Origin of the sequence: Flavobacterium sp. AED (assembly GCF_000812945.1) — a bacterium.
Classification (GTDB): Bacteria; Bacteroidota; Bacteroidia; order Flavobacteriales; family Flavobacteriaceae; genus Flavobacterium.
This window is the reverse complement of sequence record NZ_JSYM01000003.1, coordinates 303,438-318,108: the sequence shown is the minus strand read 5'-3', so window position 1 is coordinate 318,108 and position 14,671 is coordinate 303,438. Positions and strand designations below refer to the sequence as shown.

At 32.5% G+C, this 14,671-nt stretch carries 10 protein-coding genes; all 10 read left to right on the top strand.

Annotated elements, in window-relative coordinates:
* Positions 1-6 precede the first annotated feature (6 nt).
* The 10 genes from OA85_RS12915 (at position 7) to OA85_RS12870 (ending at position 14,669) form a co-directional block, all read left to right on the top strand.
* The gene (locus tag OA85_RS12915) at positions 7-741 is read left to right on the top strand and encodes a WecB/TagA/CpsF family glycosyltransferase (RefSeq protein ID WP_039110190.1); all 735 of its coding nucleotides are present in this window, start codon (positions 7-9) and stop codon (positions 739-741) included.
* Between the two features lie 65 nt (positions 742-806).
* Positions 807-2,225, top strand: coding sequence for an undecaprenyl-phosphate glucose phosphotransferase (locus OA85_RS12910; RefSeq protein WP_039110189.1), 1,419 nt, complete (start codon positions 807-809; stop codon positions 2,223-2,225).
* A 368-nt stretch (positions 2,226-2,593) separates the two neighbouring features.
* Positions 2,594-3,388 (top strand): polysaccharide biosynthesis/export family protein, encoded by a 795-nt coding sequence (locus OA85_RS12905; protein WP_039110188.1) that lies wholly within the window; start codon positions 2,594-2,596, stop codon positions 3,386-3,388.
* Between the two features lie 8 nt (positions 3,389-3,396).
* Positions 3,397-5,769 (top strand): polysaccharide biosynthesis tyrosine autokinase, encoded by a 2,373-nt coding sequence (locus OA85_RS12900; protein ID WP_039110187.1) that lies wholly within the window; start codon positions 3,397-3,399, stop codon positions 5,767-5,769.
* A gap of 369 nt (positions 5,770-6,138) precedes the next feature.
* Entirely contained in the window at positions 6,139-8,571 is a 2,433-nt protein-coding gene (locus tag OA85_RS12895; RefSeq protein WP_039110186.1) for an SLBB domain-containing protein, read from the top strand.
* A gap of 9 nt (positions 8,572-8,580) precedes the next feature.
* On the top strand, positions 8,581-9,654 hold the full coding sequence (locus tag OA85_RS12890) for a Wzz/FepE/Etk N-terminal domain-containing protein (protein ID WP_369699887.1): 1,074 nt from the start codon (positions 8,581-8,583) through the stop codon (positions 9,652-9,654).
* A gap of 383 nt (positions 9,655-10,037) precedes the next feature.
* The gene (locus OA85_RS12885) at positions 10,038-10,976 is read left to right on the top strand and encodes a UDP-glucuronic acid decarboxylase family protein (RefSeq protein ID WP_197056088.1); all 939 of its coding nucleotides are present in this window, start codon (positions 10,038-10,040) and stop codon (positions 10,974-10,976) included.
* Positions 10,977-11,026: 50 nt separating this feature from the next.
* On the top strand, positions 11,027-12,319 hold the full coding sequence (locus OA85_RS12880; protein WP_052257253.1) for a flippase: 1,293 nt from the start codon (positions 11,027-11,029) through the stop codon (positions 12,317-12,319).
* Positions 12,319-13,242, top strand: coding sequence for a hypothetical protein (locus OA85_RS12875; protein ID WP_039110181.1), 924 nt, complete (start codon positions 12,319-12,321; stop codon positions 13,240-13,242). The genes OA85_RS12880 and OA85_RS12875 overlap by 1 nt, the downstream gene beginning before the upstream one ends.
* Positions 13,243-13,415: 173 nt before the next feature.
* A complete protein-coding gene (locus tag OA85_RS12870; RefSeq protein ID WP_039110180.1) occupies positions 13,416-14,669 on the top strand; it encodes a glycosyltransferase in 1,254 nt (417 codons plus the stop codon).
* Positions 14,670-14,671 lie beyond the last annotated feature (2 nt).

Sequence of the window (14,671 nt, the reverse complement as noted above, 5' to 3'; positions counted from 1 at the left end):
CAACTCATGACTAACTCCATTTCTACAGTTACTTTTCTGGGCTACTCTATCTACAGTGGAGATTTGAGAGGATTTACTGTTGCTGACAAAACCCTTATCAACACAGTTAATCAATATTCTTATTGTATCGCCGAGAAGGATGCCGCTTTTAAAAACGCCTTGCAACAATCCGATATTTTATTGCCAGACGGGATAGCTATTGTGGCAGCAGTTAAATTATTGAACAATCAAAAAATAAAAAAAATTGCGGGAGCCGATATTCATCATTTTCTTTTAGAGGATTTGAACAAAAAAGGAGGGTCTTGTTTTTATTTAGGTTCTTCAGAAGCCACATTGGATAAAATTGTAGCGCGTGTTTCCAAAGAGTTTCCAAATATTAAGATCAACACTTTTTCTCCACCATTCAAAACTGAGTTTTCGGCTATTGAAAATAAGCAAATGGTTGATGCCGTTAATCTTTTTCAACCGGATGTTTTATTTGTTGGAATGACTGCTCCCAAACAGGAGAAATGGAGTTTTGAGCATAAAGATCAATTAAATACTAAAATTATTTGTTCCATTGGTGCCGTATTTGATTTTTATGCCGGTACTATAGTTCGCCCGCATCCGTTTTGGATACAATTGCGATTGGAATGGTTTATTCGTCTGGTAAAAGAACCCAAGCGCATGTGGAAAAGATACCTGTATTACGGGCCTGTTTTTATCAAGATAATTTTAGAAAAAAAATACACTTTTTTTTAAAGTATTTCCTAATTTGCGCAATGTAAAACGAATCTATTACTATAAATGACTCTCTAAATCATTATATGTCACTCTTAAAAGAACTCGCCGCTTATCGTTTTTCGCGTTATTTTAAACTTTGTTTTCTCCTATGGGACATTGTATTGTTAAATGTAGCAATTATTCTTTCTTTTTTATTCCGTTATGATAATTTAGATCGTTTGGATTTAAAAGAAATTCAAACCATTTCTCTGTTATCCAATCTTTTTTGGATTATCTTATTACTCCGAAAAGATTCGTATCGCATCATTCGTGTTGAACGAATAGAGTCTATCTTAACCAGAACAATTCGAATGGTACTCTTTCATGTAGCGTTGATTATTGCTATTGTTGTTATTTTGAAATATAATGATATTTCCCGTTTGCGTTTGTTTTATTTTTATATGATTTTTTTTCTGTTTCTTTTTGTTTCCCGAGTGCTTTTTATGAAAGTCTTGAAGTATATTCGAGCTCAAGGATACAATTTTAAAAACGTAATAATAATAGGTGCTAATGATACCGGAGAACATATGCGTAAAATTTTGTCTAAAGATCTTACCTACGGTTACAGAGTTTTGGGTTTTTTTGATGACAAAGTGGATCCTTTTACTTTTATTTCTTCCCCAATTTTAGGTGGGTTTGATGCCATTGCAGACTATATTATTAAGGAAAATGTGGATGAAATGTATGTTGCCTTGCATATCGATAATATAAAAATAATTAATCAGCTGACACAACTCTGTGAGCGTTATATGGTGCGGATTAAGTTTATTCCTGATTTTCAGTTGTATACTAAATCGCGTAAGGTTGAGATTAGTTTTTATGAAAATACTCCCGTGTTGATGCTTCGCAAGGAACCATTGGAGTTAACCTTTAATCTCCTTTTAAAAAAAACATTTGATATTTGTTTTTCCTTTCTAGTTATTGTATTGCTTTTTCCATGGTTGTTTCCCATACTGATTCTCCTTATCAAGATAGACTCGTCAGGTCCTATCTTTTTTAAACAAGAGCGCTCCGGAAGAGATAACAGGGCTTTTGTTTGTCTTAAATTTCGAACTATGAAAGTGAATGCTGCTGCGGATAAGAAGCAGGCTACTCTTGGCGATACGCGTATCACCAAAATTGGAGCATTGTTGCGCAGAACCAATATGGATGAATTGCCTCAGTTTTTTAATGTTTTTTGGGGAACTATGTCAGTAGTGGGTCCTCGTCCCCATATGTTGAAGCATACGGAACAATACTCTGAATTAATCAATAATTATCTGGTGCGTCATTATGCTAAACCCGGAATTACAGGCTGGGCACAAGTCAATGGTTTTAGAGGAGAGACGAAGGAACTTGTTGATATGAAGGATCGCGTAGATCATGATATTTGGTATATTGAAAACTGGAGCTTGTTATTGGATTTGAAAATTATTTATAGGACTGTTATTAATGTGTTTCGCGGAGAGGAGAACGCGTACTAGTTGAGTTGGTTTAATTAGTTAATTGTTTAATCGTTCAATTGAGGAATCTGTCCCTGCTTTTCCATTTATTACTATCCGCAAATAATACTAAAGAAAAATTTAGTCGCAAATTTCAGGAATTTTGTTCCTTAAAAGAAAAATTAAATGCTAATTCGTGAGATTTGTGGAAATTCGTGGCTAAAAAAATAATTGTAGTCTGCTTAGCGGACAGTCCTATTTTCATTTATTCACGGTTAAAACAAATTCCAAATTCTAAAACCGGCAATTTTTACCGCCTATTCTTTAAAAGCGAATTAGCTGATAGCTTCTTTTTAAACCTTAATAGAACTTTAATGCCTATATTTGCTGCTTTTATAAATTAAAACCCTATGAACTATTTATTTTTAATAAAAAAAACAATCCCTTTGTTTTTTGTACTGTTCCTTTTTTCATGTGCTTCCCGAAAAGACATTGTTTATTATCAGGGTATTGATGGTGCAACTCCTCCCGAAAAGTCTAATTCGTATGAAATCAAGATGCAGCCGGATGATTTGCTGATGATTATTGTATCTGCTGAAGATCCTGAAATTGCTATGCCTTTCAATTTAAAAACATTTAGCGTTTCAAATGCCAGTAAACTAGATATTGTTCGTGGACAGGAGACCGTTCAATTGTATTTAGTAGATGCTCAAGGGACTATTGATTTTCCTGTTTTGGGTAAATTGAAAGTGAGTGGATTGACCCGATCCGAAGTATTAAAAATGTTGCAAGATAAAATTGCAGTTTATATTAAAAACCCAATAATTAATCTTCGAGTCATGAATTTCAAAATTTCGGTACAGGGAGAAGTTAATTTGCCTGGAAGTTATCCGGTAGCCTCGGAACGAATTACTTTGATTGAAGCTTTGACGATGGCTAAAGATTTGACCATTTATGGGAAAAGAAATAATATTTTGGTCATACGAGAAATTGATGGGGTCAAATCGTATAATAGAGTGGATATCACCAAATCGGATTTTATTAATTCCCCTTTTTATTATTTAGCCCAAAATGATGTGGTTTATGTAGAACCCAATAAGAATAAAATAAATGGAGCTGCCATTGGACCTAATACCGGGGTAATTATTTCTATCTCTTCGTTATTGATTACATTAATTACATTGATTATTACTACTACAAAATAAATTATTGCATGGAAAATAATAGGTTTGACGACGATCAGGAAAATGATTTTCAATTAAAAGAAGTTTTAGATAAGTATGTTGTGCATTGGCAATGGTTCCTAATTTGTATTTGTATTAGTATGGTGTTGGCTTTTTTGTATTTGCGCTACACTATACCTCAATATCAAGCCACTACTACCATTTTAGTAAAAGATGATAAAAAAGGCGGAATGCTTTCTGAACTGTCTGCTTTTGCTGATTTGGGTATGGGTGGAGGTCTCAAAAGTAATGTGGATAATGAAGTTGAAATTTTAAAATCCAGAACTTTAGTTGAAAGTACTGTAAGAAAGTTAAATCTTAACATGGCTTTTATTATCAGGGGTAAAGTAGTGGATAGAGAAATTTATCAGAAATCCCCAATTGAAGTATATTTTGTTGATAAAAAAGACTCATTTTACGAGAATAAAATGGATTTAAAATTTACATTCTTAACTTCCAATACCTTTGAATTGGAAAACGAATTGGTACAAGATACGTCACAGGTACTCTTAAACAATAAAAAAGTATTTCGCTATGGGGAATTAATACCTACGAAATACGGACGGCTTATGATAAATAAGTCAAAATTTGTTATGAATGCCAAAGACAAGAAGAAATCAATCAGTATCGTTGTCAGTCCTCTGGAGGATGTAGTAGAAGGTTTTAGAAAAGAATTAAAAGTGGAGTCTATCAGTAAAACGAGCAGCGTTGTTACCGTTTCTATTACTAATTCTGCTGTTAAAAAAGCAGAGGCTTTCTTGGACAATATGATTCAGATTTATAATGAAGATGCTGCCGAGGATAAAAATTTTATTTCCGAAAATACGTCTAAGTTTATAGCGAATCGGTTGACCTTGATTACCCAAGAGTTGGATGGTGTGGAGCAAGATGTTGAAAGTTTTAAAAAATCAAATAAACTGACTGATATCGAATCAGAAGCCAAGCTTTTTATAGAAGGTTCAAATGAATATGATAAAAAAGGCGTGGAAACTGAAATACAGTTGAACGTAGTTTCTTCTATGTTGGATTTTATGAAGAAAAGCACTAATGCTGATTTACTTCCGAGTAATATTATTGCAGGGCAGGGTGATACTTCCGGATTGATTAGTTCGTACAATCAATTGGTTTTGGATCGTAACCGCATATTGAAATCAGCCACCACTGCTAATCCCTCCGTGGTTAAAATTGATCAGCAAATTACGTCATTAAAAGCAACTGTAGCCGCCAGTTTGAGACGATTACAATCTTCCTTGGAGATTCAAAAAAGAGATTTGAGCAGCAACGAAGGGATGTTGAATGCCAAAATTGGGAAAATACCCGTTCAAGAACGTCAGTTTAGAGTCATTGCCAGACAACAAAAAGTTAAGGAAGAATTGTATTTGTATTTATTGCAAAAAAGAGAAGAAACTGCCATCTCTTTATCGGCTACAGAACCTAATGCCAGGGTTATTGATGCTGCAAAAGCTGAAAAAAAGCCTGTTTCACCAAAGAAAAATATCATATATTTAGCTGGTTTGTTATTAGGGTTGTTGGTGCCTTTTGGAATTATTTATACTGATGACTTGTTAGATACCAAAATAAAAAGCCGATTGGATTTAGAAGGTAAAACATTGATTCCATTTATAGGTGATGTGCCTACCTCGGACAGTCCTTCTGAAATTATAAAATCAGAAAGCCGGACCAGCTCAGCAGAAGCCTTGCGAATTATTCGAACTAATTTGGAATTTATGTTAAGTAAGGTTCCTGATGGCCATGCTAAAACTATATTTTTGACTTCTACTTTTCCTAAAGAAGGGAAGACTTTTGTTTCGGCCAATCTTGCTGCCACATTCGCCTTATCCGGTAAAAAAGTGTTGTTGATAGGAATGGATATCAGAAATCCAAGACTGGATGAATATTTAACCTTGCCAGACCGAGGATTTACGAATTACTTATCTTCCAAAGATTTGATTCTGGAAGATTTGATTGTCAAATATGATGGCTATGAGGATTTTTATGTACTGCCAGCAGGAGTAATTCCTCCTAATCCTGCCGAATTGTTAATGAGTAAAAAGGTAGATGAGACTTTTAAAACCTTAAAAACCCAGTACGATTATATTATAGTTGATACCGCTCCAGTAAGTTTAGTCACTGATACCTTATTGATTGCTAAAAATGCGGATTGTTTTATTTACGTGGCTCGTGCTAACTTTTTAGAAAAACGTATGCTTGCCATTGCTAACACCCTATTTAAAGAAAAAAAATTGCCTAATATGTGCCTACTTCTTAATGACACTGACTCAACTAAGGGCTATGGCTATGGCTATGGGTATGGAGTAAAAGTTAAAAAAGAACCTTGGTATAAAAAAATAATTAAGTTTTAAATTTACCATTCTCTATTAAAAAAGTTTACAAAGTATTTTTATTTTGTAAACTTTTTTATTTATCCGTATTTGTAGTTTTTATGTGAAATTTCTGATTTTTAGTATTTTAGTATTAGAAACTTTGCGTTGTTTTAAAAAGGAATAATTTATTCTTTTTTGTTTTCTATTTCCTACTGAAAAATATAGCTTATACTGTATTTTTACTCTAGATTTGTACAGATATTAAAAATGAGTATGCTTACTGTGTGGTTAGCTATGGCGAAGCCATATTGTGTTTTGAATAATTAGGTGTGCTCTTCTATAGGTAATTTTAAATAGAATACGTTTTTTATATAATAAATTTCATAAAAGTAAAAATTTAGATTAAATATGAAAAAAATAATTACAGTTGTTGTGTTGTTTGTAGCACTTTTTCAAACTTCGACTCTTATGGCGCAAGATTTGCTTAAAAGTACAGACTTAAGTACGCTTAAGGTAGATTATTTATCGGATGCTGATATCGTAAAAATAAAAACACAGTTGCAATCGAATAATGTAACTATAGAACAAGCCGAGCCAATGGTCTTGGCAAAAGGTATGTCGGCATCAGAGTTTGCTAAATTGAAAGAGCGACTAGCTATTAGTTCAAAAAAAGAAGGAGTCAAGAAAGGGATTTCAGAAGATGAACAAACGGATGATGAGAAAGATGATTTTGGAAGAAAGCAAGAAAAAATTGTCAATACTAAAGTCAAAGATTCTATCAATACTTTAATTTTTGGTTCTGAATTGTTCGATAATCCCACCTTGAATTTTGAACCTAATTTGAAATTGGCTACCCCTGTTAATTATGTATTGGGTCCTGGAGATGAATTACAAATTAGTGTCTATGGTGTACAGGAATTTAATGCCAGTATTCCAGTATCAATAGAAGGTAAAGTTACCATTCAATATGTAGGCCAGATTCCGGTCTCGGGAATGACGATTGAAGCAGCTACCCAGAAAATAAGAGGAGCTATAGCCAGAGTGTACAGCACTGTTGCCTCCGGGCAATCGCAAGTAGGAGTAAGTTTAAGCCGTATCCGAACCATTCGCGTTACTATAATTGGAAGTAAACAGCCTGGTAATTATTCTATATCTTCTTTGGCGACTGTTTATAATGCTTTGTTTTTGGGTGGAGGTCCCGGAAAGAATGGAAGTTATAGAAACATCGAGTTGTTAAGGGGTAATAAAGTTTATCGTACTATTGATATCTATCATTTTTTGGTCAATGGCGATCAATCCGATAATGTGGGTTTAAAAGATAATGACGTCATTAGAATTCCAGCCTATACGCAACGTGTAACTGTGGAAGGTCAGGTAAAACGACCAGGGATATTTGAAATGAAAAAAGGAGAAACCTTTTCTGATTTATTGTCTTTTGCCTCAGGATTTAATGAGTTTGCTTATACAGCTTCCGTAAATGTATTGCAAAAAACAAATAAAGAATTTAAAGTTAAAGATGTTAATGCCTCCGAATATAATAGTTACAAACCGCTTTCAGGAGATGTATTCAGGGTGGCAAAAATATTGAATCGATTTGAAAACCGTATAAAAATTGAAGGTGCCGTTTTTAGACCTGATACGTACTCTTTTTATGAAGGGATGCGCATTTCAGATTTGATTGCAAAGGCTGACGGTTTGAAAGAAGATGCTTATAGCAATAGAGCGAGAATAATCAGACTAAAATCCGATTTGACTACGGAAATTGTTAATGTGAATTTATCTAAAGCTTTGGATGGTGACCTTGAAGCTGACCTTGCTTTGAAAAAAGAGGACGTTGTAACCGTATATTCTATTTTAGATTTTGTTGAAGAATATAAAATAACAATCGATGGCGAAATAAAAAAACCTGGAATATATGATTACCATGAAAATCTAACCTTGAATGATTTGTTAGTTCAAGCAGGCGGATTAACGGGTTCTGCCTCTAAAAGAGTTGAGGTTGCCCGAATGATAAAAGCAGAAGAGATCGATGATGCCAATCCTAGTAAAGTTCAACTATTTAATATCGAAATTACTGCCAATAACAATGAACAGTTGAAAAATTTTGCCTTACAACCCTTTGATGTAGTGAATATTCGTAAAATGGCAGTATACGAAAAACCAGAAATGGTGACGATTAAAGGTGCTGTCAATTATGCAGGAAAATATGTTTTGGCCAATAAAAAAGATAGGGTTTATGATATTGTTGAACGTGCAGGTGGTCTAACTTCGTTAGCGAATATAGACGGGGTTAAAATCAAAAGACCTATCCAAGTGAAGCAAATTGAAGAGGTAGAAAGTATTAATTTGAATTTAGGTAAAAAAGACAGCATTCAAAATAAATTGAAGAAAAAACTAAAAGAAGATTTAAAATTTGCTACTATACCGGTAGATTGGAAGTCGATTGTTGATAATCCTAAAAGCAATACTAACGTAATTCTGTTTCCAGGAGATGAAATTGAAGTGGCGGCTTTTAATGAAGGAGTTAAAGTTACCGGAAATGTATTGTTGACTTCTGAGATTCCTTATGAGAAAGGGAAAGGATTTGCCTATTATATAGGTTCTGTTGGAGGTGTGGATAGTAAAGGCTGGAGAAAGAAAGCTTACATCATTTATCCAAATGGTAAAGCAGCAGTGGCACATTCCTTCCTTTTTGTTAGATCCTATCCTAAGGTTACACCCGGATCCCAAATTATAGTTCCGGAAAAACCAGAGACTAAGAAGATGAGTACTGGAGAATGGGTAAGTATAGGCAGTGTAATAACAAGCTTGTCTTTACTGATCTTAAACGCTTTTAAATAATAACTGGACATGAATATGGATAATAAGAAAATAGCCAGCGAAGAAATTACTCTGAAAGAATTAATAAATAAAGTCAAAGAATTATATGACTATTTACTATCCCAATGGAAAATTATAGTATTAGCAGGAGTAATTGGAGCAGCTTTAGGTTTAGCGTACTCATTTACTAAAAAACCAGTTTATACTGCTACTTTGTCTTTTGCATTGGAAGATGAAAAGTCTGGTGGTGGACTTGGAGGAGCTTTAGGTTTAGCGAGTTCACTTGGTCTGGATCTTGGAGGAGGCGGTGGGAGTATTTTTACAGGATCTAATTTGACTGAGTTGTTCAAGTCCCGTAGTATGGTTGAACAAACCTTATTGAGTCCAGTTACTTCTAATGGAAAAGTTATTTCTTTGGCAGAAATGTATATTGAAAATAATAAATGGAGAGACAAGTGGAATGACAATCCCAAATTCAAGAGTATCCAGTTTTTACCAAATGTAAAAAGAAAATATTTCACGCGGGTGCATGACAGTATTTTGGGTGTGATTTATGCAAATCTGTCAAAAGAAGGATTAGCCGTGGCACAAAAAGACAAAAAAGTATCGATTATTAGTATTGATATGACTTCTACAGATGAATTGTTTGCCAAATATTTTTGTGAAGCCCTGGCCAAACAGGTCTCTGATTTCTATGTCAGTTCCAAAAGCAAAAAAGCGCGAATGAATATGGATATCCTAGAAAGGCAAACGGATTCTATTCGGGGTGAATTGAATCGCGCTATTACTGGTGTGGCTGTCGCCAATGATAATACCTTTAATCTGAATCCGGCGCTTAATGTGCGTCGTGCTCCATCCGCAAGCCGTCAAGTAGATGTTCAAGCTAATACGGCTATCTTAACGGAATTGGTCAAACAAACTGAATTAGCCAAAGTGACTTTACGGAAAGAGACACCATTAATTCAAATTATAGATAAACCAATTTTGCCATTACAAAAAGAAACGTTTGGTAAAGTGAAAGGGACTTTTTTTGGGGCTTTTTTGATAGGATTCTTGATGGTGTTTAGTTTGATTGCAAAAAGAATTTTTATTGAAATTAAATAAAATTATACAGTATTAGTTTAAGTATTGTATTTTGGAAAAAAATCAAAAAATCAAGAAAATAGCAATGAGATCCAGAAGTTTTCTTTGCAGCAATTGCGGCAGCACTTCTGAAATAGAATAAGTCATTCTTGATTCTCTTCAAATAAATGAAACTGTATTTATAATTATTAATTAAGATTATTTATAGCAACAATGAATACAAACCTTAATATATCATAGTTGCGATTATTAATGGTAACAAAACTGACATTTTTGCTTTCCTAATTTTATAGGATTTGGCATAAAAGTAATACTCCCAATGTATTTTCGTCAAAAATATTTTTCCACAATAGTAATGGAAAGTTTGGGATTTAAATATTAGGTTTATCAATACTACATTAATTATGAGAAAAAAAATATTAGTAACAGGTGGTGCCGGATTTGTTGGGTCGCATTTATGTAAGCGTTTATTAGATGAAGGTAACGAAGTTATTTGTTTGGATAATTATTTTACAGGAAATAAAAATAATATATTAGAATTATTAAATAATCCTTTTTTCGAGCTAGTGCGACATGATATTACCGAACCGTATTTTGCGGAAGTAGATGAAATTTATAATCTAGCATGTCCTGCCTCTCCAGTACATTATCAATACAATCCAATAAAAACAATAAAAACTTCTGTTATGGGAGCTATAAATGTATTAGGGTTGGCAAAACGAGTGGGAGCAAAGGTATTACAAGCCAGTACTAGTGAAGTGTACGGAGATCCGCATGTGCATCCACAAACTGAAAGTTATTGGGGAAATGTAAATCCTATAGGTTTGCGTTCCTGTTATGATGAAGGTAAACGTTGTGCGGAAACCTTGTTTATGGACTATCACCTTCAAAACGGTGTAGCAATTAAAATTATTAGAATTTTCAATACCTATGGACCTAATATGAATCCAAATGATGGTAGAGTAGTTTCTAATTTTATTGTACAAGCTTTAAAAGGAGAAGATATTACTATTTTTGGCGATGGGACACAAACAAGATCCTTTCAATATGTAGATGACTTGGTGGAGGGGATGATTCGAATGATGAATTCTGATAAATCATTTTTAGGACCTGTAAATTTGGGTAATCCTAATGAATTTACAATGTTAGAATTAGCTGAAAAAGTAGTAAAACTGACAGGGTCTAGTTCAAAAATTATTTTTATGCCTTTGCCACAAGACGACCCTAAACAACGTCAACCAGATATTTCATTAGCAAAACAAAAATTAAACAATTGGGAGCCAAATATTCAGTTAGAAGAAGGGTTGGTTAAAGCAATAGAATATTTTAAGAACATATTATAGTTTTACCGATTTTAGGTATAAATTAAACTATAACAAATAGATTTAATAGTTTGAAAATCAAAATCATTAAGAAAGTAACTCAAATTCTTACTCTTAATACGTCTAAAAATGCTCTGTGGCTTTTAATTGACAAAATAATACGATTAGGTATAGGTCTTTTTGTAGGTATTTTGGTTGCTAGGTATTTAGGACCGGAATTCTTTGGAAAGTGGAACTACGTAATAGCTTTAATAGCTTTAATGAGTGCACTTTCTACTCTAGGGTTAGATCAAATTTTAGTTAAGCATTTATTAGAAAAAACAGAAAATGAAGATGTTATTTTAGGTACGGCCTTTTGGCTTAGACTTACAGGATCCTTTGCTTGTACATTAATTGGATGTTTGTATTTGTATGTTTTTAAATCAGATAAGGAGTTGATTTTGTTAGGGCTATTAACTTCCGCAAATTTATGGTTTCAATCTTTTGATGTCATTGATTTAAAAAACCAGTCCTTATTGTTGTCAAAAAAAACTGTTTTGATAAAGAACTCTGCCTTTTTATTGGTAGCTATTGTTAAGCTTATTATAATATATCGTGGATTATCCTTAATGTTTCTAGTATTGGCAACATTAATTGAGTTTTTTCTAGGGGCTTTAGGATTAGTCTTTAATTATGGTTTTGAAAAGGTTATAAAGTGGAAGTTTAACATTAAGTATTGTCAATTATTATTTAGACAATGCTGGCCTTTGATCCTTTCAGGGGTTATTATTATGCTGTACATGAGATTAGACCAGGTAATGATTGGAGAAATATTAGGCGATAAGTTCGTGGGTTATTACTCAATATCTACTCGTTTTACAGAATTGTGGTATTTTATTCCTTCCATTTTTGTTACTTCAACTTTTCCGAGTTTGATAAATAAAAATAATGAAGAAGGTTTACTTTATAAACAAGCATGTCTAAAACTTTTAAAAATTCTTTTTTTACTAAGCTTTAGTATTTCAATATTTTTTATGTTTTTTTCAGAGCCAATAATTTTTCATTTATATGGAGATGAATACATGTCGGCAGTATTTACTCTAAAAGTGAGTATATGGACAGGTGTATTTGTATTTTGGGGAATGGCTGCAGGAAATTTTCTAGTTATAGAAAATTTAAGTAGACATAATTTTACAAAATCAATTCAGGGTTTGGTAATTAACATCATTTTAAATGTAATTTTAATACCAAAATATGGGATTAATGGTGCAGCTATTGCTACATTAATTTCACAAAGTTATGCCTCTTATTTTTATTATGCTTTTTATAAGGAAACAAGGCATATATTCAAATTACAAACACAATCAATCTTAATTTTTAAATAATGTATTCAGTAAAATCACCCGTATTGTTTTTAGTTTTTAATAGACCTAAAGAAACTCAAAAAGTATTTGATGCTATTCGTAAGTCAAAACCAAAAAAACTTTATATAGCAGCGGATGGGCCAAGATCAAATGATAGAGATTTTATATTGTGTAAAGAAACTAAGGATGTTGTAAAAAATATAGATTGGGATTGCGAAATAAAAACACTTTATAGGGATGAAAATTTAGGTTGTAAAATTGCGGTTAGTCAGGCTATTACTTGGTTTTTTGAAAATGAAGAAGAAGGTATAATTTTAGAAGATGATTGTGTGCCTAATTTTGATTTTTTTAGATTTTGTGATGAACGATTAGAACAATACCGTGATGATAATAGAATAGGACATATTTGCGGTTGCAATTTTCAGGATAATATTAAACGTGGTGATGCGGATTATTATTTTTCTAATTTAACCCATGTATGGGGATGGGCCAGCTGGAGAAGAGTTTGGGTAAATTATGATGTAAATCTAACAGATTTGGAAAAAGCTAAAAAAAATGATTTTCTTTCAAAAGTAACTGATAATAAAAAAATCAAAAATTTTCTTTATAATTGTTTTGTTAGAACAAAAAAAGGATTAATAAATACTTGGGACTATCAATATTTTTTCTCTAATACAATCAATGGATACCTATCAGTTATTCCTAATAATAATATGATTACTAATGTTGGCTTTAATGATGACGGCACTCATACAGTAGATGAAAATAGTCCTTATGCGAATATGGAAGTGACTCCTTTACCATTAAATATAATACATCCCACTATTTTTGTTGCAAATAGAGCAGCTGATTCTTATGGCTTAGCAAAGGAAGCTCCAAGCACTATTATACTATATTATTCTTCATTTAAGCAACTTGTTAAGCAAGTCATCAAAAAAAAGTAAGACTTATTTTTATTAAGCATCTAGTTTATAGTGGATTTATTTAGAAAAATTTATAATTTTTTTGTTTTACTAATTGAATTAGAAAGTAAGGAAATAATTGATTTTTCTATTGGTCTTTTTATTAAATAAGTTTTTTTTTGTTTAAATATGGGATTATATTAATTTTATATGGTATGAAACAAGTAATTAAGGTACTGCATTTAGGATATAGTGATGATTATGGAGGTGCTAGTGTCGCTATGACTCGATTAAATGAAGCTTTGTCTTTGATTGATGGAATTGATTCAAAAATTGCTGTTGTAACTCATTCTGAAAACTCAAAAAACATTTGTTTGAGTACAAGTTTATGGGATAAAATATGGCTTTATATTCGAGTTAGGTTAGCATACAAGTCAGTACTTTTTTTGCAAAGATCATCGAATCATTCGGGTAGATCCATTAATTTTTTTCCATCTACAGTAGGTAGTAGATTAGCAAATCTTGAATTTGATATTTTGCATTTGCATTGGATAGGAAATGAGACCATCCGTTTAGAAGATTTGATGAAAATTAAAAAACCTATTGTATGGACATTTCATGATACTTGGCCGTTGCTGGGAGCAGAGCATACTGATATTAAAAATACAATGCGGTTTGTTGAAGGCTATTCAGCTCTAAATAAACCACAATCTACAAAAGGAATAGACATTGATAAATGGACTTGGAAAAGAAAAAAATATATTTTTAGTAGGGTAAAGATACATCCTGTAGTTGTTAGTTCTTGGCTTTCTGAAGAAACAAAAAAATCTTTTTTATGGAAAAAATGCAACCCTCAAATAATTCATAATCCAATTCAAGTTAATTCTTGGGAATTAAAAAATAAAAAGGAGTGTAAAGCTATTTTAGACATTCCACAAAAAAATAAAGTTGTCGTTTTTGGAGCCATTAATGGTTTAACAGATGAGCTAAAAGGATATGTTAATTTAGAAAGAGCTATTTTGCTTGCGGGGCAATTACTTAATAATGAGCAATTAACGTTGCTGGTGTTTGGCGACCCTACTATTAAAAAAATTAAATTGTCAAATAATATTGAATTGAAGTCAGTTGGTAAAATTAATGACTTAGAATTAATTAATAGAATATATTGTTCTGCTGATTTAGTTGTAGTTCCGTCTTATCTTGAAACATTCGGTCAAGTAGCTATTGAATCTATTAGTTGTGGGGTTCCGGTTGTAGCTTTTGGAACTTCGGGGCTTTTAGATATAATTGTAGAGAATTTTAACGGGTTCTTATCTAAACCTTTTAATACGGATGATATGGCTGAAAAAATTATTTTAGCTCTCTCTTTAAAGTGGGATCCTATTGCAATGCGTAACGATATAGAAGATAGATTTGGTTATATGCAGGTTGCAAAAAAACACGAATCGTTTTATAAAAAAATAATATAATT